This is a genomic window from Desmonostoc vinosum, assembly GCF_059505385.1.
The window spans coordinates 1-25807 of the sequence record NZ_JCACKM010000100.1 but is presented as its reverse complement, the minus strand read 5'-3'; the positions used below and the strand labels follow the sequence as shown (position 1 = coordinate 25807).

20 protein-coding genes are annotated in these 25807 nt (G+C 41.9%); 8 read left to right on the top strand and 12 right to left on the bottom strand.

The window, feature by feature from the left end:
• Positions 1–975: 975 nt before the first annotated feature.
• A complete protein-coding gene (locus AC5JMF_RS16560) occupies positions 976–2289 on the bottom strand; it encodes a proton extrusion protein PcxA (RefSeq protein ID WP_495796824.1) in 1314 nt (437 codons plus the stop codon).
• Positions 2290–2377: 88 nt separating this feature from the next.
• On the opposite strand from AC5JMF_RS16560, the gene AC5JMF_RS16555 reads away from it, so the two are divergent.
• Positions 2378–4609, top strand: a complete 2232-nt coding sequence (locus AC5JMF_RS16555; protein ID WP_495796823.1) for a PD-(D/E)XK nuclease family protein — start codon at positions 2378–2380, stop codon at positions 4607–4609.
• 107 nt (positions 4610–4716) lie between these two features.
• On the opposite strand, the gene cpcD is transcribed toward AC5JMF_RS16555, so the two are convergent.
• The 8 genes from cpcD to AC5JMF_RS16515 form a co-directional block, all read right to left on the bottom strand.
• Positions 4717–4956, bottom strand: coding sequence for a rod-capping linker protein CpcD (gene cpcD / locus AC5JMF_RS16550; RefSeq protein WP_495796822.1), 240 nt, complete (start codon positions 4954–4956; stop codon positions 4717–4719).
• Between the two features lie 320 nt (positions 4957–5276).
• Positions 5277–6146, bottom strand: coding sequence for a phycobilisome rod-core linker polypeptide (locus AC5JMF_RS16545; RefSeq protein WP_495796821.1), 870 nt, complete (start codon positions 6144–6146; stop codon positions 5277–5279).
• Between the two features lie 147 nt (positions 6147–6293).
• A complete protein-coding gene (locus tag AC5JMF_RS16540) occupies positions 6294–7112 on the bottom strand; it encodes a phycobilisome rod-core linker polypeptide (RefSeq protein WP_495796820.1) in 819 nt (272 codons plus the stop codon).
• A gap of 163 nt (positions 7113–7275) precedes the next feature.
• Positions 7276–7764 carry a C-phycocyanin subunit alpha gene (gene cpcA / locus AC5JMF_RS16535; protein ID WP_495796819.1) on the bottom strand — a complete coding sequence of 163 codons (489 nt, stop codon included), beginning with the start codon at positions 7762–7764 and terminating at the stop codon, positions 7276–7278.
• Positions 7765–7902: 138 nt separating this feature from the next.
• The gene (gene cpcB, locus AC5JMF_RS16530; protein WP_495796818.1) at positions 7903–8421 is read right to left on the bottom strand and encodes a C-phycocyanin subunit beta; all 519 of its coding nucleotides are present in this window, start codon (positions 8419–8421) and stop codon (positions 7903–7905) included.
• A 527-nt stretch (positions 8422–8948) separates the two neighbouring features.
• The gene (locus AC5JMF_RS16525; RefSeq protein ID WP_495796825.1) at positions 8949–9725 is read right to left on the bottom strand and encodes a Uma2 family endonuclease; all 777 of its coding nucleotides are present in this window, start codon (positions 9723–9725) and stop codon (positions 8949–8951) included.
• Positions 9726–9787: 62 nt separating this feature from the next.
• Complete coding sequence (locus tag AC5JMF_RS16520; RefSeq protein ID WP_495796817.1) at positions 9788–9958, bottom strand: hypothetical protein; 171 nt, start codon at positions 9956–9958, stop codon at positions 9788–9790.
• A gap of 426 nt (positions 9959–10384) precedes the next feature.
• Positions 10385–12043 carry an alpha-amylase family glycosyl hydrolase gene (locus AC5JMF_RS16515; RefSeq protein ID WP_495796816.1) on the bottom strand — a complete coding sequence of 553 codons (1659 nt, stop codon included), beginning with the start codon at positions 12041–12043 and terminating at the stop codon, positions 10385–10387.
• Positions 12044–12233: 190 nt separating this feature from the next.
• On the opposite strand from AC5JMF_RS16515, the gene AC5JMF_RS16510 reads away from it, so the two are divergent.
• The 5 genes from AC5JMF_RS16510 (at position 12234) to AC5JMF_RS16490 (ending at position 19541) form a co-directional block, all read left to right on the top strand.
• Positions 12234–12434: a hypothetical protein gene (locus AC5JMF_RS16510; protein WP_495796815.1), complete on the top strand. Its 201-nt coding sequence runs from the start codon at positions 12234–12236 to the stop codon at positions 12432–12434.
• Between the two features lie 261 nt (positions 12435–12695).
• Positions 12696–17717 carry a CHAT domain-containing protein gene (locus tag AC5JMF_RS16505; RefSeq protein ID WP_495796814.1) on the top strand — a complete coding sequence of 1674 codons (5022 nt, stop codon included), beginning with the start codon at positions 12696–12698 and terminating at the stop codon, positions 17715–17717.
• Positions 17718–17742: 25 nt separating this feature from the next.
• Complete coding sequence (locus tag AC5JMF_RS16500) at positions 17743–18105, top strand: hypothetical protein (RefSeq protein ID WP_495796813.1); 363 nt, start codon at positions 17743–17745, stop codon at positions 18103–18105.
• Entirely contained in the window at positions 18102–18503 is a 402-nt protein-coding gene (locus AC5JMF_RS16495; RefSeq protein WP_495796812.1) for an HNH endonuclease, read from the top strand. The genes AC5JMF_RS16500 and AC5JMF_RS16495 overlap by 4 nt, the downstream gene beginning before the upstream one ends.
• Positions 18504–18590: 87 nt before the next feature.
• Positions 18591–19541, top strand: a complete 951-nt coding sequence (locus tag AC5JMF_RS16490) for a fatty acid desaturase family protein (protein WP_495796811.1) — start codon at positions 18591–18593, stop codon at positions 19539–19541.
• A gap of 43 nt (positions 19542–19584) precedes the next feature.
• Here the strand turns inward: AC5JMF_RS16490 and AC5JMF_RS16485 are convergent, their stop codons facing one another.
• Entirely contained in the window at positions 19585–20280 is a 696-nt protein-coding gene (locus AC5JMF_RS16485; protein ID WP_495796810.1) for a potassium channel family protein, read from the bottom strand.
• Positions 20281–20497: 217 nt separating this feature from the next.
• Positions 20498–21832: a TrkH family potassium uptake protein gene (locus AC5JMF_RS16480; protein ID WP_495796809.1), complete on the bottom strand. Its 1335-nt coding sequence runs from the start codon at positions 21830–21832 to the stop codon at positions 20498–20500.
• 177 nt (positions 21833–22009) lie between these two features.
• Between AC5JMF_RS16480 and AC5JMF_RS16475 the strand changes: the two genes are divergently transcribed.
• On the top strand, positions 22010–22852 hold the full coding sequence (locus AC5JMF_RS16475; RefSeq protein ID WP_495796808.1) for a methyltransferase domain-containing protein: 843 nt from the start codon (positions 22010–22012) through the stop codon (positions 22850–22852).
• Between the two features lie 375 nt (positions 22853–23227).
• Positions 23228–24733 carry a cryptochrome/photolyase family protein gene (locus AC5JMF_RS16470; protein ID WP_495796807.1) on the top strand — a complete coding sequence of 502 codons (1506 nt, stop codon included), beginning with the start codon at positions 23228–23230 and terminating at the stop codon, positions 24731–24733.
• 153 nt (positions 24734–24886) lie between these two features.
• Here the strand turns inward: AC5JMF_RS16470 and AC5JMF_RS16465 are convergent, their stop codons facing one another.
• On the bottom strand, positions 24887–25660 hold the full coding sequence (locus AC5JMF_RS16465) for a hypothetical protein (protein WP_495796806.1): 774 nt from the start codon (positions 25658–25660) through the stop codon (positions 24887–24889).
• Positions 25661–25807 lie beyond the last annotated feature (147 nt).

Sequence of the window (25807 nt, the reverse complement as noted above, 5' to 3'; positions counted from 1 at the left end):
GCACTATGACGTGCCACATCCTCAAGGGTTTTCAGCCTAGCCATCCTTATAATGCCATTGTAGGGGCGATCGCGTTACAGTTCTGGGGTTAAATATTAGGGTAACACCGACATAATCCCCGTTAGGGAAAGTGGTTAAGTAAAGAACGGATGGGCAGAATTTTGGTTTGACTCACATCTTGCACCTGCCAGTGAAAATAATGAGTCTGCCGCAATAAAGTTATAAAAATTACATATCTATTTGTCTCTGCATTTAGTCCATTTCTAATGGACTTTTGCTATAAGACAGGGATTTACAATCCCTGGCGGTAGAGAGCGAAGCCGAACAATTAGGTAAGTTTTGCGACTAACAGTTTGAAAGGTGCAAGATCTGAGTTGAGAGTAGCGTTTTCATCTCCTTTAGGGGAAGTGGTTAGGTAAAGGGAATTTCATTACCAATCTCTTCGTTAACTTTTTACGGTTTCCATCCCCGTTAGGGGAAGTGGTTAGGTAAAGGAATTCGTAGCTTGCTACGATCCAGAAACTGGCAGTTTCCATCCCCGTTAGGGGAAGTGGTTAGGTAAAGTTCACGTTATCAAGTTTAATGACGGATTAGTACTAATGTTTCCATCCCCGTTAGGGGAAGTGGTTAGGTAAAGAGTTACCTTTTATAAACCTTACTGAGCAATGGTTTCAGACCCCCTAATCGACACCACTTTTCAAATTGTCAATAATCGTCAACAAATTCTCAATAAGTAATGCGTTTTGTAGCCTGAAATCTTTACTGTGCAAGCAATCGACACCAGTTAACGAAATTATGCGGTTTTCAAGGTTCTGGTGAGTGGTGTCGATGAGTTTCAACACACTCAATAAACAGTAAAATATGTTACCTAAGTTTGTCAAGCTTTTAACAACTGCGATGGCGCAAAGCACCCCCAATGAGCGATCGCTTGGATTGTTCCACTCTTTATTATAACAATTCCGAATTTTCTACTCCCTATTCATTCATATTACGGTAAGTGGCAACTGCTGAAGGTGATATGCGATTTAGATATCGGAAAATCCAATATTTGAAGATGGTGTCTAAAATCACGGGAAATGTGGCAATAAATAAGAAGATAAAATCTCGATTTGCTGGTAATCCCCAATGACGTGATAAACCTTCTAGAATGACTTCCCAACCGTGAGGAGAGTGAAATCCCACAAATATATCTGTAAATAAAATGATAATAAATGCCTTAGCACTATCACTTAAACCATAAACAATATTATCAAAGAAATCTTTTAGCACCCCTATAGAAGATTTACTCACAAGTAATAGCCAGATGAAAGCAATCACCGAGAAAATATCTGCAAAAACATTTTTAACGGCATTGGAACCTTCATTGCGAAACTCATTGGCTACTGCTTGAGCTTTTTTTCTCATCTCATCTTCTATTTGCTCTGGAGATAGGGGAGGAGCGTTTGTAATTAAATTTTCAAATTTGATTCTTTCTTCAAATCTTTGCAGTTGTATTAGGGCTTCCTCTTCCATTTCAAAGTTGAGAAATACTTGCACTTTTTCGGGTTTTCTAAAATTGTCAACCAGTGGCCCTACTATCAAAGCTTTTGAAATTTGGTGAGTCAATAATGGTACTATAATTAGTAGTAATACAAATCTGATCGATATGATCGTTCTTCTTTGGGTTAGACGAAAATTCTGAACAACATCTTGCTCAGCATTTGGATCTAATTCAACTTGTAACCGACTAATAGTGCTGAGGATTGACCTTGGCAAAACCCCCAGTGTATCAGCTTTGCGTTGTGTTTTTTTCTCTGCTTTAGGAGTTAATATTCTTTGTGAGGATGGAGGAGTGATTTTTCCTTCATCTGGTAAATTAGCAGGTTGAGCAACTAGAGTCTGAGAAGTTGTTTTTTCAGGAGAAATAGTATATTTTGATATAATTTGATCGATAAAGTTTAATTTTTCAAAAACTAAAGCTGGAGTCAGAAATTCGATCCCTGCTTTATTAGCAGCTTCTTGATTTTCTTCATCTAAAAACCAACGGCTGGCTCTAAACTCTGTTAGTCGCATCCTAGCAACTTTCAGGAGCTTTTTTAAGTCTGACTCAAAATAATCCATAACGCTGTTGCTGTACACAGCGGAAGTAGTGTCTATTTTTTTACCATTAAAATGCTTATCTTCTACTTCCTTAATCTTTAACGCTGCTTGATAGGCTTCATTTAGCGATCGCTCTGGTGTTAGTAAATACCATCGGTAAGCACCCAATAAGAAATGGTAAATTTTTTGGCTAAAAACAAAGTTGTTCATTGCAGACAATTATCCAGCATTATCTTGGTGATTCTTAACCTTAAGTTAACGCACGAGGTATAATAGCAAATCTATAAGGAGAAAATTTGTGGCTTCTGGTTCAGTTTGGATTATTGGTACTAGCCGCAGTGGTAAAACAACTCGTCTGGTAGAGCAATTTTGTGGTTGGGTGCAAACTGAAAATAAATATATTGAATCATTTTATACTAAAAGAACAAAGCAAGCAGAAGGTGAGCAAATACCAAAACTTTTATATCTTAATTCAACAAGACCAGGAGTTTTAGTCTTAGCTGCCAATGATGATAATCGTCGCGAGTTGGGAGATGTAATTATTACGGCAACTTTGGGAAAATATCCGGTGCGGGCTAAGACACCGCTAGGTTTTTTTCAGGATGAAGTTATTTTATTTTGGCCATTGCTGACTCAGATAATGCAACTAAAAGCGCAATTTCCAGTCCGACTGCGCCCAGAAACAGAGCAAGAACTAGCAACAAAACTTTGGCACGAGCAATTAGACGAAGAAATTCTGCGTTTGGCGGGAATGAGTGAATATCGCTTAGTACGCCGCATTCTCGACTTACTGCAATTAGCTGCTTACAGTGGCGTACCCTGCAAAGATATTGCTCAGATTTTGGCGAGTGGTTTACAGGAGGGCACCACAAACTTAGAACCAGAATTTTTGGCATCTTTGTTATTAGATTGGCGCAATTGGTGTTTAGAAAGGGGATTGCTAACTTATGGGATTATTACCGAACTTTACACTCAACACTTATTAAAAGATCATCTCTACCAGCAACAACTCACAAAACGCTATCAGGCAGTGTTAGCGGATGATGTAGATGATTATCCTGGTGTAGCGCGATATCTGTTTGAGTCGCTGCTAGATCAAGGTGCAGTGGGGGCATTTAGTTATAATCCCGATGGGGCAGTGCGACTCGGTTTAGGAGCAGATCCCAACTACATGCAAGGGTTAGCAAGACGTTGCCGTGTAGAAACCTTGGCAGGGCCTCCTCCAGAATCCCTTGCAGATAGACTTGCATCACCGATGGTGGAATTAGTTACAGAGCAGATGATGCTGCTAAGTTTACCAGAGACAGTGCAATCGATTCAAACCACCTCCCGTGCCCAACTATTACGGCAAACAGCCGAAACAATCGCCAACGCAGTTAAATCGGGGCAAGTGGAACCAGATCAAGTAGCAATTATTGCACCAGGTTTAGATGCGATCGCTCGTTACACCCTAGTAGAAATCCTGACTAAGCAAAACATCCCAGTAGAATCACTTAACGACCAACGTCCATTAATTAGTTCGCCCGTCATCCGTGCTTTGCTAACAATACTGGCACTAGTTTATCCAGGCTTAGGACGCCTAGTTGATCGGGATGCCGTAGCAGAAATGTTAGTTGTCTTGAGCAAAAGCCAACCCCCCCCAGAAACCTCCCCATTCCCCACTACTCATTCCCCAATCCTCACCGACATAGATCCGGTACGCGCCGGTTTGATAGCAGACTACTGCTTTGTACCGCATCCAGAACACCCCAACTTGCTACCAGTATCAGCATTTGAGCGTTGGGATAGAATTGGTTATGCAGCCACCACAGCCTATAATGTGATTCTACAGTGGATAGAACAGCAGCGATCGCAACAAGAACTCCGTCTAATTCCCAGTCCCATTTCCCTTTTAGATAGAGCCATTCAGCGTTTCTTATGGAATGGCAGTAATCTTCCCTACGATCAACTAGCAGCACTCCGAGAACTATTAGAAACCGCCCAACACTATTGGGAAATCGACACCAGACTGCAAACAAATTCAAAATTATCCCCGGTTGGTGAGCGAAGTCGTTCGACGAAGTCGTTCCCGCAGGGTACCACATCCCCCCACACCACCATTGTCGAATTCATTCAACTACTACGCCGTGGTACAATCACCGCCAACCCCTATCCGCTACACCCTGTAGGATCAGCTAAAAAAGCCGTCACTTTAGCTACTATTTTTCAATACCGTTCCAGCAGAAGATTTCACCGTTGGCATTTTTGGTTAGATACAGGCTCACCCCTGTGGGCAAAAGGTGGCGCGGCTACACTTTTTGGCGCACCGTTTTTTCTGCAACAAAGATTAGGTCAACCTTGGACAGCAGAAGATGAAAAATTAGCAGAACAACAAAGATTGCAAAGAATTTTAGTAGATTTGCTCTCTCGCGTATCCGATAAGGTTTATTTATGTCATAGCGATTTAGCCGTGAGTGGACAAGAGCAATTAGGCCCTCTTTTACCTTTAGTAAATAGTTGCGTATCTATTGTTTCTGAATTTGCTAAATAATATTTTGTGTAAATTCAAGGGGTTAAAACCTTACCTCTATATGTAGCTCAGTTTCAGATGGGGATTTATACCCCGACTGAAACTGTTTTTAATGCGCGAATTTTGAATTATGAATTTTCATTCAGAGGACGAATGTCAGTAATTTTACCTCCTAAGCGAGTAATACGGCGCATTTCCTGATTCATGCGGCTATAAGGCACCTGAATCAAAATTGTGCTGCTATTGCGAATTGCATAGCTGTTATTTTCAGTTTGCTCACTTTGCCGTAATCCTTCGACTTCGTAGACAAAGATACGGTCATTTGATGTTGAGCTAGATGCTCTGGTAAATGCAGATTGTCCAAGCATAAATGTTCTCCTGGTTTTGGGAGTGGGGAGTGGGGAGTGGGGAGTGGGGAGTGGGGAGTGGGGAATGGGGAATGGGGAGTGGGGAGTGGGGAGTGGGGAGTGGGGAGTGGGGAGTGGGGAGTGGGGAGTGGTTATTATTTATTCCTGCCCTGCCCCCTGCCTCCCCTCTTTCAAGGGTAGGTTTTTCATATTCAGTCTGAAAAAACCTATTTTTTCGTTCCGAAATCTTTCTCCGCGTCCCCGCGTCCCCGCGTCCCCGCATCCCCGCGTCAACCAAAACGCGAAATCTAAAAAACCTACCCGAGCTGCCTCCCCTGCCTTTACTGTGCAATCGTTATACTGGCCACCTTACCCCCTAGCTTATTAATTTGCTGGAGGGTATCTGATAACTGTTCGTAGGGGACGATGAATTCTTTATTGCTGCGACGCACCCAAGGATACCTTGGCAGAGAGATTCCTGCTACTTCTATGCGGTAGAGACGATCTGAAGATCCTTGTGAGGATCTGCCAAAGGTGCGATTAGGCATTACTCCTTGTTTAGAAGGACGGTAAGCAAAACCATCGCTACCACCAGAAGAACCAATAACCGCAGAAGCACTGTTTTTTGCGAGTTCAGCTGCAAGGCGCGAGCTATTTCCTTCTAACTGAGAGCGATCGCTGTTAGCATAGCCCCTATAGAGACGAAACATCCGGGTAAATCCTACGGTTTTTTGACCCGGTTGTGTTGAGAACCCACGATAGTAAGGCACAATGGAGTCACTAAAGCTGGCTTCGTACTCAGCAGAGTCGATATAAGAATCAATGTCTGCCTCAAACCCTTGATTTTGATAACGATCCAAATGTTCAATCACTTCTGATTCATCATAAGGGGCGCGTCCTAGCAAGTGTTTGATGTTCAACTCAATCACTCGTGTTTGGAAATGCGGGTACAGGAATTTGGTTTTGTACAAATCAGATTTGGCAACGGCGCGAACAAATTCACGCACAGTCAATTGACCATTGTTAAGTAGAGACTCCAGACTAGTAAGGCGTTCTGCTGCCATGATATGGTCATTACCTAAAACCTGACGGTAAACCGCATTAATCACGGCTTTAGCATCTTCTGATGTCCAATTTGGACGTAATTCCATCGGTTTGGTGTCGCTAAAGGCGGAAGTTCCTAGACGGGAAGCCGCAGTTGTAATCGCCACTGGTTATTTTCTCCTTGCTATGAATGTTTGGGGGAGTAGGGTAAAAGAAAATGCAAAAAGATTTTGAGTTTGAATTGGGAATTATTTTCCTTTTGTTATGAAATTCAGTGTTGATTGCTCAAAGCCAACAAGCAACTGGGTTTATACTCAGCACTTTACTATATCTACCACTCGACTACCGCGTTGATTCAATCTTTGTAGAGTAGGTGAGAGTTGGTCATAGGCGACAAGATACTCGCTTATACTACGTCGGATTTGGGGAGTACGACTGCTAGCAGCTTGCATGACGCGCACTCGATAGATTTGTCCCCGTTCTCCACTAGTTACACCAGCTAGACCTCTGCCAAAATTGGGTGTGTGGACAGGATTTGCTAAGTTTAAAGCGAGATCCCTTGTTAGCCAAGCTGATTTATTTTTGCCTTGGGCGCGATCGCTGTTGGCATACCCCTGATAAAGTTGCAACATGCGGTTAAAACCTACAGTTTTTTGACCCCGTTGACTTTCAAACCCCCGGTAATGTGGGACGATGGATTCTCCAAAACTTTCTTGATATTCGAGTGAGTCGATGTAAGAATTGATCTCTGCTTCGTATCCTTTTTCGATGTAGAGATTAACGTGGTAGGTAATCTCTGACTCGTCATAGGGTGCGCGGCCGAGAAGATGCTTATAGTTTAATTCGATAAACCGGACTTGTGGCGTTGAGTAAAAAAACTTTGTCCGATACACTTCTGATTGAGCCAAGGCACGCACAAAATCCCGAACCGTGATGTGACCATTGTTAAGCAAGGACTCGGCACTAACTAACCGTTCTACCTCCATTAAATGCTCGTTGCCAAATACCTGACGATAGGCAGCCCAAATAACTATCTTCACATCAGTATCAGTCCAATTTGCCTTTAATTCTACAGGAGATGACTCTGCAAACGGTTCAAATCCTAACTGCTTAGCTGCCATAGAACTTGTCATGTCTAAGTCTCCTTAAATTCAGTTACTCAGTTATCAGTTATCAGTTATCAAGCGTGTTGATAACTAAATCATTGACAAAAATATGCCCAGAATCTCAGACCACTGCCGATGCAACGCAACTGAGCATCAACAATATGCTGTTATTCTGGGCTAGAGGGAACCCTTAGCTAAGGGCATTGATGGCATAGTCAATGTAAGAATTAGCTTCTACAGCTGCATCGCCGCTGAGGCCATGGTTGGTTTTGATATGCTTGAGCGCTTCAATGTACCAACTGGGAGATAATTCAAAGGTTTTGTTAATTTCAGTCAATCCACCAATCAAATAATCATCTATTGGCCCTGTGCTACCTGCAATTAGGCAGTAAGTGATCATGCGGAGGTAGTAACCAATGTCTCGCACACATTTAGCCTTACCTGTAGGTGTTGAAGCATAGTTCGCACCTTGCATTTGAGTGGTGTAAGGAAACTTCTGATACACTGCATTTGCTGCCCCTTCAGCTAAACTCTGAGCTTTGGTGCTGAGGGTTTTAGCAGCATCTAAGCTGGCAGCAGCTTGACGGAAGCGACCAAAAGCAACTTGCAATTCTGTAGAACTCAGAAAGCGTCCTTGAGAATCTGCTGTTGACACTGCTTCTGTTAAAGGAGTTTTCATGCTAAATAGACCTCTCAAAAATTTGGCAAAATGGTTTTCGGTTTTGTAAATTCAAAAACTAGTTGGCTGACTAAGGCAACCCAGCGAGGTTGAAATTCCTTTACCTCCCCACGTTACCGTGTCACCGCGTCTGTTGTACTAACCCACTGCTGAAGCAGCCCGATCAAAATAGCTGCCTAATTCAGCCATCAGTGAGCTACAATCACCACGGGTAACTCCATTAGGATCATTAGCGATCGCGATCGCTGCTTCCTTCATCTTGGAAACTCCCGTACCCACAGAACCACCAGGAACACCCAAAGCAACGTAGGTTTCCCGTAAACCATTCAAACAGCGATCGTCTAAAACACTAGCATCACCCGTAAACACGGCGTAGGTTACATAGCGGAGAATAATTTCCATATCCCGCAAGCAGGCAGCCATCCGGCGGTTGGTGTAAGCATTACCACCTGGAGCAATCAATTGGGGTTGTTCTACAAACAATGCCCGCGCTGCATTAGCCACAATAGCAGATGAATTTGAGGTAATGCGGTTGACAACATCCATGCGCTTGCTGCCTTCCGCTACCATGTTCTTTAAAGCATCGATTTGAGAATCATTAACATATTCGCCCCGTGTATCTGCCTGAGCAACCACTTTAGTAAAAGCGTCTAACATTCCAAAATCTCCTTCCTGTTTTGGCATGAATTAAAGCGGCTCAAAGGCTGATTGTTAAAGTAAGATATTGAACTGTGAGTATTGAGCAATAAGCAAACAACATTGTGCAAAAGGATAACAAGGAAAGCATAGCTAACGCTGTTTGTCAATATTAGAGCAACAAATTACACAGTTTAATAACTAATCTAGAGATCCATCACAATCAATTCCTCAAGCTTTATTAGTCTGTCAAGTTTAAATTGAGGGATAAAAATTCTCCACGTCCCCGTGTCAGTTTAAACCTGTCAATTTTGGGTCAACAGATAGCTTGAGGGAATCTGAACCCCGACCTCAAAGTCAAGAGTTCAGTACCTTTTGAACCACTTTTGATTAAACCAATCCGTTTGTGCAAATCTTGTGCAATTTCCCAAACATTCTGAAAAACTTGATTAAGAAATATGAATAACATAAAGAGTACTGAGTATGGTAAAACCCAACAGAGCAACGTCAATGTTGGGTTTAGCCCCTCCAAACTACTTTTAACTTTGCTACTGAAATGGGGGTAAATTACTCGGGTCAATACCCTGTGATTGTAAATAAGCAATCAGTAGTTCTTTTTGTTGACGTTCTTGTTGGGCACGTTGACGTTCTTGTTGGGCACGTTGACGTTCTTGTTCAATTTGTTCTACAGCCCAAGGCAACAAATTACCTGCTTGGTTCCACCAACGCAACCAATAACCTGTTCGTCCTTCTTTTGTCCCTTGCCAGGTTCCCAAAAACAAACCCATCGCATCCACCCAATGATGACCATTTTCATCAGGTTGTTTTAACTCATAGCGTCCATTTTCTAGTTGATAATATTCCAATAAACCACTATCTGGTTCCAAAATCACATAAATAGGAATCTGCAAAATCTGCTCGTAAAAAAACCACTTTCCAGGCGGATAAGTCCGCTTGACTGAATATTCTCCGCCGTCTTTATCTGAGAGAAATTCCATCACAATGCTTGGAATTTCACCTTCTAGAATCGGTGTGTAACTTTTACGATTATTGAGAATTTCTTTGACTGACGACACATACACCCAGTCTGGTGCTTTGATGATTAATTGCCCATTCACTGTGGCACACAAGCCAAAATTTGCAGCGATTAATATTTGCGGTTGGATGAAGCCACTAATTTCTAAGCTTTCGCGCAACGCACCAGCCAATATTGGCTGACCGGTATTCTCCACTGGTTCATCCTCTAGTTGAAAGTCTTTGGGTAAGGCTTCCCAAGTGATTACCAGTTGATTTGATGATTTGGCTTGGCTGAGTTGGGTTGCCATGTACACAGCATGAGTGTCAATCTGTTCTTTATTTTATCGCTGATTAAGCGAAGTTGAAACTTTTAACTAGGAGAATTGGCTTCTGTGAGTTGGGCGATGGTAAATGATAAGGGCTGAGAATTTAACTTTGCGGGTAAGATAACAGGGGGTTTATAACTATGTACTGGCTTGATAGCAGCAAGAGCGATCGCCAATGTCAAACTTACCATTCTCACAATACTTTGCAAATTCATAAATCGTTTTTTCTATTGGTGAATCGCTATTTAGATAATAAAAGTATAAATTTTTACTTACAATACTAAAAATTACTTATGCTTAAAACTCTTTTGGTGTCAGCATTTCACCTATTATGACCAGCAGTTTAAAAGTACAATAATTTACTAGATTCAACAAATGAACTACAATAAAATTTTACAAAAATAGCGTTCTTTATTTAAGTAATATCTTGGATTATTTACACAGCCGAAACAGTGTCAATTAATAGGTATAGAAAAACATCACTATGTTCTAATAAAAATCCCTCTCTTTACTCAAGAGAAGGAAAGATTTTTGCTTTACAAAAACTGAGGGTGAAGTCTTTTATAAATCAAAACCGTTCAGCTAGGGCTAAAAAATTTTTCTACGCTATTGCCCAATCTCTAATCCTCTGACCCTTTTACTTACTGCCAAACAAAAACTTTAGCTTCGTATGGGCCTAAATCTGTAATGATGCCATCATCACCAGCTTCGAGATCATAATCAGCTGTCCACTCGTGCCATGTACCACCAATAGGGAAGTTAGGGACATGATAGCCTCCGAGGAAATTTTCACTGAAGTTAGCTACCACAACCACACGAGAACCTTCATCATTCCAGCGGCTATAAGCTAATACCTTGGCTTCGGGATTTTCGTGAATAAAATCGATATTTTCTGTGTAAAGAGCATGATTACCTTTACGCAAGTTCGTTAAACCTTTGTAGTATTCAAACAAACCGCGATTTAAATCATTACCTAATAGCGTCCAATCGATTTTAGCTGAATCTTGAGTTTTGGGTTTATACTCACCATATTCTTCACCCATCCAAATCAAAGGCACACCAACCGCTGTCATCAAAATCGCTGCACCTAACTTAGCCCGTCGAAAAGCTTCTTCATCAAAAATTTCTCGATTTCCCAACTCTACCATCAAATGATTATGGTCGTGGTTAGTTAAGTAATTAACTACATTCGTAGCACCCATGAAGCCTTGACGCTTACAATCAATGACGTCTTTCAGACGTTCTAAATCAAAGGTATCTCCACAGATATGTTCTAAAATACAGTGATAAAAACTGTCATGCCAGCAGCCATCCATTGGCCCATCGACATTAGTAATACTAGTAGTTTCAGGAATATGTTCTGCAATGTTGTAAAAAGGTTTAGAACCAGCTGTTTGTTTAGCTTCCTGAACAATCCAATGCATAAAATCGTAGTTGGCTATTTGTCGTGCTGCATCATAGCGAATCCCATCTATATGATATTCCTCAATCCAAAAACGGATTGTATCGCCAATAAATCGCCGTGCTGGATAAGTCTCTAAATTCTCGTCGTAATGTTCGTAATTAAACTCAGGCCCCCAACTGTTATCGGGATCACGAGGAGAGTGGTGAAACCAATAATCATGGTCAATTTGCGTTAACGGGCTGCTGGATTCTGAATGGTTATAAATACCGTCAATAATGACTCGAATACCTCGTTTATGACACTCATCAACCAGCTGTTTTAATTCAGCAGTGGAACCATAACTCGATTCTGTTGCAAGGAAATGCCGAGGATTATAACCCCAGCTATAATCACCTGGATATTCTTTGATTGGCATTAATTCAATAGCATTAATCCCTAGCTCACACAAATAGTCTAATTTTTCCAGAACATGTTTGTACTTCCCTCGTGCATAAGGGTCATCCTCTCCACCAGAAAAATCTCCAACGTGCAATTCATAAATGACTAATTCGTGATCAGCAGGTAGAGGTTTATCATCATTTTGCCAAACATAAGTATCAAGAATTTTTGTGCCATCTTTTACCCGGATAACACTATCATCTTTTCCACTTAATTCATCTATATCAGTTGCATAGGGATCTGTAACATCAACCCACTGTTCTGGTTCAAAAAACCACGAATTTGTCTGAACCCGAAACTTATATTTATATGTGCCATCTTCTAATTCAACAGTTGTGCGAAAATAACCATCATCGCCTTTCTCCATTGGAATTTCTTGCCAATCAGAAAAGGAACCAATTAACGCTGCTCCTTTGTTATAAGGTGCAAACAAGTTAAACTCAATTGGCTTTGTCATAGGGTTGTTAAAATAGAAAATGTTAGCAAAATTATTTTCTGATGTTAAATCAAATATGCCAATAGTTCTATGGAAATAATTAGATAATTATTGCCTCTATCAATAGAAATAATTTGTGAATTGTATTTAATGTTTTCAGTATGATATATCTTGTAAAAGGGAGTGGGGAGTGGGGAATGGGGAGTGGGGAATGGGGAATGAGTGTTTGTATTTCTCTCCCTGCCTCACAGGTGTAGGTAACTGTTTAACAGCAGATTGTCCGCCTTTACGATTTGCTCAAACGCTTGCAGCCTTCGCCAATCGTTTCGCTGAACCGGGCGGTGGCAATCTCAATGGTAGACAATCCTCAGACGGCCCTTGGACTCATCGATGGACTTGCTCCCCAACTTGATGGCTACCATCTATTTCACGCCACGTGTGCTAATCTACTGCGCCGCATGGGAGCCTCTGAAGAATCCGCACAGAGCTACGCACAAGCGCTCGTGTTGGTCACTAATGACAGCGAACGCCGCTTTAGAAAGCGCCGCATGGGAGGCTCATTTGTTACACACAATTAAGAAGTGCTATAAATGCGACATATTAGTGTAATTTCCCGGATTTTTAGCCACAAGCATTATATTCTGATAACAGGTTACAAACTTGAGAAACTTCCATGTCGCCACTGATCTCCATTGTCATCATTAATTACAACCGGGAGCGTTATCTTGAGGCAGCGATCGCCAGTGTCTTAAAGCAGACGTGGCAAGACTTTGAGTTGCTGATCTGGGATGATGGCTCAACAGATAATTCAGTGGCGATCGCTCACGAGTCTGCTCGGCAAGATGGGCGAGTGCGCTTAGTTGAGGCATCCCATCAAGGAGTGGCGGCGGCGTGTAAGTCAGCGATTGAGCTAACTAGCGGTGCTTACATCGGCATAGTAGATAGTGACGATGTCTTAGCACCTACGGCATTGGCAGAAACGGCGACAGTACTTAACCGCTATCCGCAAACGGGCTTTGTTTATACTGACTATTTAAATATTGATGAAGCAAGTAAAGTCATAGGCTACGGTCATCGCTGTAATATTCCTTACTCTCCAGCAGGTTTGTTACTAAACTTCATGACGTTTCATTTCCGGCTAATACGACGCTCTGTTTACGAGCAAGTAGGAGGTGTAAATGAGTCTTTCTCTTTATGTGCTTATGACTATGACCTATGTTTGCGACTGTCAGAAGTAGCTCAGGTGCGGCGGTTGAAAAAGCCACTCTATTTCTACCGAGTTCATTCTCAAAGTATCTCTATTACTAGGAAAACAGAGCAAATTCTCTGGTCGCAAAAGGCGATCGCCCAAGCTTTGCAACGACGTGGGTTAGCACATAAGTTGCAAATTGATGTGGAATTGTCTACGGGCCGCTTTCTGTTGCGTCGCAAAAAACCTTTATTACCAAACATCGCCGCCACAGTCGGGTGTTTGCTACTGGGTACAATCGTAGGTGCTGGATTCGCCCACGCTCAACCGATTGTTCCTGCTGCGGATGGTACAGGTACGATTGTCACTCCCAATGGTAACAGGCTGGATATTACTGGTGGTACGACTTCTGGCGATGGGGCTAATCTGTTCCACAGCTTTCAACAGTTTGGGATTAGTGCAGAACAAATCGCCAACTTTCAAGCCAATCCTGCTTTACAAAATATCTTGGGTCGAGTCACTGGCGGTAATGCTTCGGTGATCAATGGCTTGATTCAGGTGACTGGTGGGAATGCTAATTTGTTTTTGTTGAATCCATCTGGCTTGATTTTTGGGCCAAATGCCAGCTTAAATGTCCCTGGCGCATTCACGGCGACAACAGCCAATGGTATCGGTTTTGGGGATAGTTGGTTTAATGCGATCGGTGCTAATGATTATAAGGTCTTGGTTGGACAACCCAATGGCTTTGCGTTCACCACTAACCAGCCAGGAGCAATTATTAATGCTGGGAATTTAGGGGTGGGTGTGGGACAGAATTTTGCTCTGTTGGGTGGTACGGTGGTCAACACTGGACAGATTTCTGCACCGGGGGGGCAAATCGTCATTACATCTGTACCAGGGCAAAATTGGGTAAGACTGAGCCAACCGGGAAATTTGTTGAGTTTGGAAATTCAGCCCCTGAGCGCTAGTGGTAGCCAACCCAATGATTGGACAATCCCTGTTGCTTCGATACCGGAATTGCTGACGGTTGGTAACACTGGGTTAACTGCTAAACCCGACGGCACTGTGGAACTAACGGACTCGAAAGTCACGATTCCCACAACTGCTGGTACGACTATTATCTCTGGCAAGCTTGATGTATCTGGGCCAACAGGTGGCAAGGTTGGTATTTTCGGTCAACGGGTGGGATTGATTGGTGCAAATATTGACGCCTCTGGTACTAATAATGGTGGCACTGTCTTGATTGGTGGTGATTACCAAGGTAGGGGCACTGTACCAAATGCTACGCAAACTTATGTTGATTCCAAATCAGTCATTAATGCCGATAGTACCTTGAATGGCAATGGCGGGCGTGTGATTGTTTGGGGTAACGATACAACAAGGTTTTTTGGTAACATTTTCGCGCGTGGTGGCATCAACGCTGGCAATGGTGGGTTTGTAGAGGTATCAGGTAAGAACTTTTTGACCTTCCAGGGACAAGTAAATACCTCAGCTACTAATGGTAAATTTGGCACGTTATTATTAGACCCCAGCACATTAACTATTATTGATGCCCCATCGGGAGGTACGTTTGATGCTACGGCTGGTAGTATTCTCTCTAGCACTCCAGATAGCGGTGCTAATACTGTTTCTTGGGGTGCGATCGCCGCTTTAGGATTTGGTACAAATATTAACTTACAAGCGACTGGCAATATTACCATCAATTCAATCACAGGTGGCACGCCGGGAGTCACAACCCCTGGTATTGCGACGTTAAACTTGGGCAGTGGTAGCTTTAGTCTGACCTCAAGCAGTGGTTCTGTAATTTTTGCTACTCCCACTGATACCATTAATACAAGTGGGGGAGATATCAACATCTCTGGCGCTAGTTTAGCACTGGGAAATCTCAACACAAATGGTGATTCCAGTAGCGATAGTGGTGATGTGACGTTATCTGCAAGTGGCAACATCACCGCAGGTAATATTATTGCTACTGGTGCTGGCTACGGCTACTCAGCAGGTAATATTTCAGTTACAAGTACCAATGGTGCGATTACTCTCGGTCAACTTGATACCAGCACTACTGAGAGTGGGTTTGCAGGTGGTACAGGAGGAACGGTAACTTTAAGTGCTACTGGTGATATTGTCACAGACATAATTAATTCTTTTGCTGATGATACTTCCGCCACAGGTACTGGTGGTGCGGTGACGGCAACAAGCACAGCAGGCAGTATTACCACAGGTGCAATCAACTCTTATGTATTCAAGACTGGAGGCGGTGAATTTACAGCCACAGCTGGTGCAGTTAACTTAACGGCTAGAGATAATATTACCGTGAATGGGGGAATTGATGCCTCGGCGATCGCCACCGGAACTGATGGTAATGCGACAGCTACAGGTGGCAATGTCACTCTCCAAACTACCAATACTGCTGGTAGCACAATTCGTTTTGGCAGCATCAACACTCAAGCCATCACCAGCACTGGTGAGGGTAATGTTGTTACGGGTGGTGATGTGCAAGTATTAACTAATGGACTCGTGCAAGGGTTTAGCACCGTTTTTGACGGTAATACAATTGTGACTCGCGGCGCGTTCTCGGTTGTCGAAGCCCCACTAATAACCTTTGCACCTCCCATTGGCGGTAATGTGACAATTCGCCATGATGGCGGCCCCGATAATGTACCATTTACTGTGGGTGATGCAAGTATCAATGGTACAGCCGGAGCAATTAATGCCGGAGCAACTTCGGTAATTGCTTCAGGTAGTTTTCCCGTCTTACCTAATGGTGGCACTGCCAGTGGTACGCCAACCGGGATCACGATTAATTCTGTGAACACGTCGCCAACATTGACAACCAATACCCTGTTGTCTGGCAATGCCCAATCCAATCAACCCTTTACATTTACATTTACCGCTAGTACAACTGATGTCAACTTAGATAACACTACCGTTATTATTGACGCCATCCTCGCAGGAACACTGAGACGCGGCGATACAATTTTAGCTGCTGGCGATACGTTAACACCAGGTGAAACACTCATCTACACACCGCCAAATAATACCACCGGGCTGATTAATGCATTTACAGTCAGAGCAAGCGATCGCGTTTCCTCTTCAGCACCTGTACAAGTGGCAATTAATGTCAATAATCAGATTTCCCCATGCTCATTTAATTGTGACGGCAAACCAGGTAATGATCCAGGTGATGGTGGTACAAACGGTACTGATGATAAAAATCCCACTCCTGAAGACAAATTTACAGATACATTTGCCCAAGAATTAGGCGTTCCCAGTCCCAAAGTTAAAACACTGGATGATGCCAAAAAAATTGCTCTGGAAATTGAGAAAGCCACTGGTGCTAAACCTGCATTTATTTACCTCAGCTTTGTGCCTGTCGAGACCATTCCTCAAACTGATCCCAACAAAGCTGCTAATAAACAGTTGTTAACTGTAGAACAGCAAGATAGCGATCAGCTCGAAATAGTAGTAGTCACTGGCAAGGGAGATCCCATCCGCAAGCGAATTTCAGAAACAACAAAAGCTAATGTATTAAAAGTAGCTAATGAATTTCGTGACCAAATCGTCAATCCCCGCAACCGTCGTCGTAAAAGCTACTTACGTTTTGGCAAACAATTACACGGCTGGATTATTGCACCATTAGAAGCGGATTTACAAGCGCGAGGCATCACTAATTTAGTTTTTATCCCAGATGTCGGATTACGTTCTACCCCCATAGCAGCTTTGCACGATGGTAAAGGGTTTTTGGTAGAAAAATATAGCATTGGCTTAATGCCTAGTCTCAGTTTGACTAACACCCTCTACGCAGATATCAAAAAAGCCCAAGTTTTAGCTATGGGGGTTTCTCAGAGTACTCAAGAACAACGACCTCTACCAGCAGTGCCGATTGAATTATCCACACTAGTAAATAGACTCTGGCGAGGGAGATTATTGTTAGACAAGCAAGCTACTTTAGACAATCTCAAAAATGTCCGCCGCAGTCAACCTTTTGGCATCATTCACATGGCAACCCATGCCGACTTTATCAGAGCTGATGATACTGCTGATACTTTGAGCAAATCCTACATTCAGTTGTGGGAGGACAAATTACGCTTAAACCAGATACGACAATTACGGTTGAATGATCCTCAAGTTGAGATGTTAGTGTTGAGTGCTTGTAGAACAGCTGTTGGGGACGAAAAAGCCGAAATTGGCTTTGCAGGTTTAGCAGTATTGGCGGGTGTGAAAACCAGTGTTGCTAGTTTGTGGACAGTCAATGATGCAGGTACAGCGGCATTAATGACAAAGTTTTATGAAAATTTAAGGACATCTCCCATTAAAGCAGAAGCCCTTAGACAAGCTCAGTTGGCTATGGCTAAGGGACAAATTTTCTTAAAGGATGGTCAAATTCAAGGTTTCGCAGATGTCAAGAACTTGCCTTTACCTCCTGAAAGTATAGACAACCCTGATGAATCGCTATCCCATCCTTATTATTGGGCAGCATTTACAATGGTTGGTAATCCTTGGTAGCCTACATCAACTTGAGGCTAGAAGCATGACTACAGTAGCAATTTTACCAACAACAGACCCTAGTGGTGAGAAATCCTATCGTGCGATCGCAGGAGATAAACATTCTGTTGGTAAAACTGCGGGGCAAGCTTTAGATGCCTTAACTGCCCAGTTGGGTGAGATTGAATTTAGTGCGCTACTGGTTATTCAAAGCTTTCGCCCTGATACATTCTTTAGTGCCCAGCAACAAGAACGGTTATCAGAACTAATGAGATTATGGCGATTAGCACGAGATCAGGGGCAAGAATTGCCACCAGAACAACAAGCAGAACTGGATAACTTGGTTGAGGCTGAATTGAAAGCGGCAACAGACCGCACCGCTGCGTTGATGCAGCTAGAAAATTCATGAATCCATACTATGATGCGATCGCTGGGCGTGCCAAGCATCGTTGTGAGTACTGCCAAGCTCCTGAAGTCGTTTTCAATTTTCCGTTTGAGGTGGAGCATATTATTCCAATTTCTCGGCAAGGTGCAAATAACAAAGCAAATCTAGCCCTTGCGTGTCGCTCTTGTAATCTCCGTAAAGGAACTCGTATTAGTGGCACTTTGCCTGATTCCAACATTGAAGTTCGGTTATTTCATCCAAGAGAAAATCAGTGGAGTGAAAATTTTCAGATTGATGTCAAATCTGGCGAAATTAGGGGCATGACTCCAGTTGGAGAAGTTACAGTAGAGTATTTGGCGATGAATAGTCTTGCTCAAGTAGCAGCACGGCAATTATGGATTCGATTGGGGTTGTTCCCGTAGTTATACAGCACAACAATACCCAGAAGTCCGACCATTTTAAAACATGCATTTTACAATAAAACGATGATATATGGTGGAGTTTTAATTATGTTTAGTAATGTAAGTGAACCGGAATTATTAGCTCACAAAGTTACTCATGACTACAACCCTCGTCAGATTTTGAGTATACAAGAATTAAGTGTTTTAAACGAGCGAGCTAACTGGCAAGGACTAATTCAGCTGGCTGGACATTTAACAATTATGGGATTTTCTGGCTACCTGTGGGCGACGAGTTGGGGCAATTGGTGGCTAGCAATTCCGGCATTAGTAATTTATGGTTTTAGTTTGGCGGCAATGTTTGCACCCATGCATGAATGTGTTCACAGAACCGCTTTTGCTCATAAACGTTTGAATGATGTTGTCGGATGGTGTGCTGGCTTGCTTTCTTTTTACAACATCACTTTCTACCGCTATTATCATAAATGGCATCACCTCTATACACGCGTTCCCAACAAAGACCCAGAACTGACCGACCTCCAACCAAGTAACTTGGGTATGTATTTGTTAGTAATTAGCGGTTTACCTTGGTGGCTAGATAAAATACGTGGACATTTTCGTGCTGCCCTCGGTCAACTTGACGATTGCCCATTTATTACAGAAACCGCAAAAGCTAAAGTTATTCACTCTACTCGCTGGCAATTGATTGTTTATCTAAGTGCGATCGCCCTTTCAATCGCAGTCGGTCAACCTTGGTTTATAATCTATTGGCTATTACCGCTTTTTGTCGGTCAACCAATTCTACGTTTTATTCTGCTGGCAGAACATACAGGCTGTTCTCTTGATGCTCATCCCCTCACGAATACGCGCACTACACTAACATTCTGGCCTGTGCGATTTTTCATGTGGAATATGCCATTTCACGCAGAACATCATTTATATCCATCGATTCCTTTCCATGCACTACCTACAGCACATCAGCAATTAAGTCCCCACTTTGAACACATTACGCCTGGCTATATAAAAGTCAACAAAGATATTCTCAACTGGTCGCAGCAATAGCAACTGCGCGAGTTCATTCGTGAGGAAATCATTGACTACGCCACTAGATTGGTAAGCGATTGATATCTCTGTTGCAACCAATTACTACCATTGCAGAACCCTTTTCTAAACGCCTGTTGGGGTTAGGATTGATTTGAAATTTTCCATCTTGGCTTACTGCTAGTAAGTTTAAACCAAAGCGATTACGCAGTTGCAACTCGGCGATCGTTTTGCCGTGAAATTCATCAGGCACGATTAACTCTACAATACTGTTATCTGGGTCAAGGTCAAACCGATCTAAAATTGCTGGTTTGGTAAGTGTACGCGCCAAGGCACAACCCGCCTCATACTCAGGGAACACAACATGATCTGCACCAACTCGCCGTAATAATTTGCAGTGAACTTCGCTAGATGCTTTGGCAACTACGTGAGGAACACCACCTTCTTTGGCATTAAGAGTGGTAATAATACTTTCTTGAACATAGTTACCAATTGCTACAATTACTGTGTCAAATTCAAAAACTCCAGCTTCTCTAAGTGCAGCAGGTTCTGTAGAATCTAGTTGCAAAGCATGACCAACTATTTCTTCGGTTAATGCATCTGCAACTCGTTTTTCATCAATATCTGTAGCTAGTACTTGATAACCCAAGTTATGCAGTGTTGAACAGACGGAACGACCAAAACGACCTAACCCAATGACAGCAAATTGATGGTTATCTTTACGTAAACTGCGAAAAAAACCTAATGATGATAGATTCACCTTTATTATCCTTGTGATGGCTCCCTGGTTCTAGGACAAAAAACGGTTAAACCGCATGAATTTCAAATTTTATTTTTTGCCTAATATTATGTATTTTATCAGTTTAGTTATTGATCATTTGTCATTGGGAATGGGGAATTGGCAGAGGCGAAGGTGCTGAGGAGGTAGGCAAGGTGGGAACATATAGCAGTCGCTACTCCCCCTCACTTTTCCTAAACTATCCGACAAGTAAATTTTCTTCAGGATAATGAACTCTACTCGGTCGGGGATCTCCTAAGATAGCTGACATCAGTAGTAAAACACCGACTCTTCCAATATACATTGTGGCAATTAAAATCAGCTTGGCTGTCGTGGAAACACTACCTGTGATTCCTGTAGAAAGTCCTACAGTGGCGAAGGCTGATACTACTTCAAACAAAATTTGGATAAAATCTAACTTTGGATCTGTCAAAGCAATTAAAATTGTTGATATAATCACGGTCGCTACCGAACCAACTAGCACTCCGACAGCTTTTAAAATTAGATTTATAGCTATCTTACGCTCATATAATAAAACTTCTTCTTTACCCTGAAGGATTGATTTTGTACAACTGGTTAGTACTCTGAGAGTTGTTGTTTTAATACCGCCTCCTGTACCACCTGGGCTAGCACCAATAAACATCAAGGCAATGGTAATAAATAGACCAGCAGTAGTCATTTTACCAATATCAATGGTGTTAAAGCCAGCAGTTCTAGGTGTCACTGATTGAAACCAAGCTAATAATAACTGGTCTCTAAAATTAAGAGATCCGAAGGTTTCAGGATTTCTAAACTCTATACATAAAAAAGCGATTATTCCTATGATTAATAATATAATTGTTGTGCTAGTTGCAACTTTAAAATCTAAAGAAAAAACTTGGGCCTGAGTTTTTTTGAGTAGGCGATCGCGCAACCAAAGATACGCTTCTAAAATCACCTGATAACCAATACCTCCCAAGATAATTAACACTGTAATAGTGAAGACTACTAAAAAAGAAGATTGATAACCAATAAAACTATCTTTAAATAGGCTAAACCCTGCATTATTCCAAGCATTAACACTATGAAAAATTGCTAACCAAAGTCCTTTTTCCCATCCATAATCGGGAACAAAGGCTATTAACAGCAAAAGTACTCCCGTAATTTCAAAAATCAAAGTTGTCGCAATAATTGAGCGGATAACTTGAGAACTGCCACTCATTCCTGGTCGGTCTAAAGCTTGTTGAATTGCGACTTTTTGCCGGAGGTCGAACTTCCGCCCGATGAGCAAAATCAAAAAGGTTGTAGTTGTCATGTAACCCAACCCACCAATTTGAGCCAACAACGCAATAAACAACTGTCCCCAAAAGGAAAAATAAGTACCAGGATCAACTACTGACAAACCAGTCACACAAACTGCGGAAGTCGAAGTAAAAAGCGCCACAATTAAGTTATTCCACGTACCATCACTAGTAGCAAAAGGCATCATTAATAAGATGGTTCCCACTGTGATGACAGCCAGAAATCCCAAGCAAATTGTGCGAGTAACAGTCATAAGTTAATTTAAAATCCCAAATGGAAAGTTTTTGTAGGTATCCCAGCAACATAAGTATAAAAACGTTTTCTCCTCAAGGTAAACTTGGGTTTACCTACTTGAAAGCAAAAATACCCTAATTTAATTAAAAACACACATGGTAGCCTAACCAATATGTTTTTTTAAACTGCTTTTTTCATGAGTGCAACACTGTACCAACAAATTCAACGATTTTACGATGCTTCCTCCGGCCTGTGGGAACAGATTTGGGGCGAACATATGCACCACGGATACTATGGTGCTGATGGAACCGAGAAAAAAGACCGTCGTCAGGCTCAAATTGATTTAATCGAGGAATTGCTCAGTTGGGGAGGGATACAAGCAGCAGAAAATATCTTAGATGTAGGTTGTGGTATTGGTGGTAGTTCTCTCTACTTGGCAGAAAAATTCCATGCCAAGGCTACAGGAATTACACTCAGCCCTGTACAAGCCGCAAGAGCAACAGAACGAGCTTTGGAGGCTAATTTGAGTCCCAGAACACAGTTTCAAGTCGCCAACGCTCAAGCAATGCCTTTTGCAGACAATTCTTTTGACTTGGTTTGGTCATTAGAAAGTGGTGAACATATGCCCGATAAAACCAAGTTTATGCAAGAGTGTTACCGGGTGCTGAAACCCGGTGGTACCTTGATGATGGTGACATGGTGCCATCGACCGACTGATGAGTCACCTCTAAGCGCAGACGAACAAAAGCATTTGCAGGATATTTATCGAGTGTATTGTTTGCCTTATGTAATTTCTTTGCCTGAGTATAAAGCGATCGCCCATCAACTACCATTACATAATATCCGTACCGCTGATTGGTCAACAGCTGTAGCCCCATTTTGGAATGTGGTGATTGATTCGGCATTGACTCCTAGTGCAATTTTAGGTTTAGTGCGATCGGGCTGGAGTACAATTGTTGGGGCTTTATCGCTGGGTTTAATGCGTCGGGGTTATCAGCGTGGGTTAATTAAATTTGGCTTGTTATGTGGAGTTAAATAACTTAAAAAGGACTAGGGAGAAATAACCAACGACAGTAGGTGTTTAGCAATGCTCATTAGACCTCCTGTAAAAGTCGGATACTCGCCAGAAAATATATTTTCTGGCTGATAACTCAAGTCGGTTTCAACCGACTAATAACAGTATTTTTAGTCCGTTTCAACGGACTTTTGCTATTAGGCAGAGACTTGAGTCTCTGACGGTTCAAGTATTTTTGCAAGAAGTCTATTGGTGTCAACTTCAGCAAAAAACAACTATAGCAATCATAAATCATTCGTGAGAACTAAGCTCCCCGGCTTCCCAAATAAGTCGGGGAGCTGGGCACCGCGAATTATCAATACAACAGATGAGTTGTTGAACATTTTGGAGTCAAACAAGGTGAAAATTGCAGTTTGGATATTAGGCGATCAGCTTGATCAAAAACAAGCAGCCTTACAAAGTTGTTCTCATCTAGATAATGTACCTGTTATTTTCATTGAGTCACTCCACCATGTCCAAGCGAGACCTTATCATCGGCAAAAGCTAGTTTTAGTTTGGTCAGCAATGCGACATTTTGCCGAAGAATTACGACGCTTAAAATATGCAGTAACCTACAAAATAGCCGAAGATTTTACAGCACCACTCCAAGAATGGATCAAAATAAATCAAATTACTGAATTACGGGTGATGACGCCCAATGATCGGCCATTCACCCACATGATTCAAAACTTAGAACTTCCTTGTAAAATTACTCTGATTCCTAACAATCATTTTTTGTGGAGTCAAGCAGAATTTACCGATTGGGCTAAAGCTCGCAAACGCTTATTAATGGAAGACTTTTATCGAGAAGGTAGGCGACGTTTTCAAATTTTAATGGAGCAAGATAAACCTCTTGGCGGACAGTGGAACTTAGATAAAGAAAATCGGCAACCACCCAAAGGTAAGTTAAATACACCATCTGCACAATGGTTTGAACCAGATGAAATTACACTTGATGTGATTACCAAAGTTAATTCTCTTTCTGTTGCAACCTATGGTGAAGTAGAATCTTTTGGCTGGGGGATAAATCACACACAAGCACTTCAAGTATTAGATTGGTTTATTGAACATCGGTTAAAGCATTTTGGCCCATATCAAGATGCAATGGTAACGGGAGAAGAAACAATGTGGCACGCGCTACTTTCTCCTTATCTAAATATTGGCTTACTACGACCAATCGATGTGATTCAAGCTGCACAACAAGCTTATCAACAACAACAACTACCTCTAAATAGTGTGGAAGGTTTCATCCGTCAGGTGTTAGGTTGGCGAGAATATATGCATGGCATCTATCACTATGTCGATGCGGATTATCCAGATAAAAATTGGTTTAACCACACACAACCGCTACCAGAATTTTTCTGGACAGGTAAAACAAAAATGAATTGTTTGCACCAGGTTCTTAAGCAGGTGCAAAAAACTGGTTATGCTCATCATATCCAAAGGTTAATGGTATTAAGTAATTTTGCGTTAATTGCGGGACTTTCACCACAAGAAGTAGAAAACTGGTTCCATGCAGCGTTTATTGATGCCTATGATTGGGTGATGCAGACAAATGTCATTGGCATGGGTTTATTTGCCGATGGGGGGATATTAGCATCGAAACCCTATGCGGCATCTGCTAACTACATCAATAAGATGAGTGATTATTGCAAAAGTTGTGTTTATAATTACAAAGAGCGTACAGGTGAAAATGCTTGTCCTTTTAATTTCTTCTATTGGAATTTTCTTGAGCGACATCGCGATAAACTACAGAATCAAGGACGCATGAGTTTTATTTTGAAAAACCTTGATAAAATGTCTCCCCAAGAATTACATTCTATCCGCGAACAATCTCAAGCATGGCATAAATACAGCAGGAAATAGGGAATAGGGAACAAAGCGCAACTATAAGCTGTTCCACATATAACTTGCATAATTAGGGCGGGCAAGATGCCCACCCCACAAGAGTTTTATTTAATTTGATTATGTAATTTAGATGTTTTTTAGCTTAAACATTATTTAGACTCAAGAGAAAATTTAAGCTGTTTTAAAAAATCGGATAATCTCGCGGACATGATCAAGAAATTGTCCGTCTGTTGAAAGTTGAGCGATCGCATTTCTAGCTTCTCTTCCTAAACGTTCGTGTTCATTGTGATTTATTGCACGTAATTCTTCTAAATTAGCCGCAATTCGAGCTAAATCTCTACGAGTTTCATCGGTCAAACGTTGTTGATTTGCTGGCAAAGAATCAGATTTTTCTGGGTTTAGTTGGTCTTCTAATGTTTGCACTTTTTGTTCTAAAATAGAGAAGCGATCGCGAAGTTCAATAATATCTTGGCGGGGATACTTCCATTCTTGGCTAATCATTGTTAACCGTGCATATAAATACTCATAAGCACGAATAGCTGGACGTAGAATAGTTAATAACAAAGCTGCACCAGAACTGATATATCCCACAGCACTAATACCAGTAGCCGCAAGAGTATAAAGACCAATAGCTGAGAGTAAGTGTAAAGCAATAGCTAGTAAAAGCGATCGCTTTGCCAAAACCTGAACGTAATCTACTTTTTTTTCATCAACTGGAATATCTTTTTCCGCTGATTGTGCTGCTTCTGCTAAAACTTCTTTAGCTTGAAAATATATATTCCACGGTACAGTCACAATTACCAACAACCACCAAAAACTTGCACCACCAATTACCCAATCGAGGAAGTTACCAGTAGGTACATGAAACCATTGGAGCGTGCTAAAACCAAGCAACACAAGAATTACAATTCCTGCAACAGAACTGATAAATAAATTGAAATACATTTTGCTATGTCTCAAATGAAACTATCACCTCGATCATGACTATGGCTGAGCAGTTATACGGAAATACTTGTGATGGTTTTGTGAGTTGCACATGGACTGGGGACTGGGGACTGGGGACTGGGGACTGGGGACTGGGGACTGGGGACT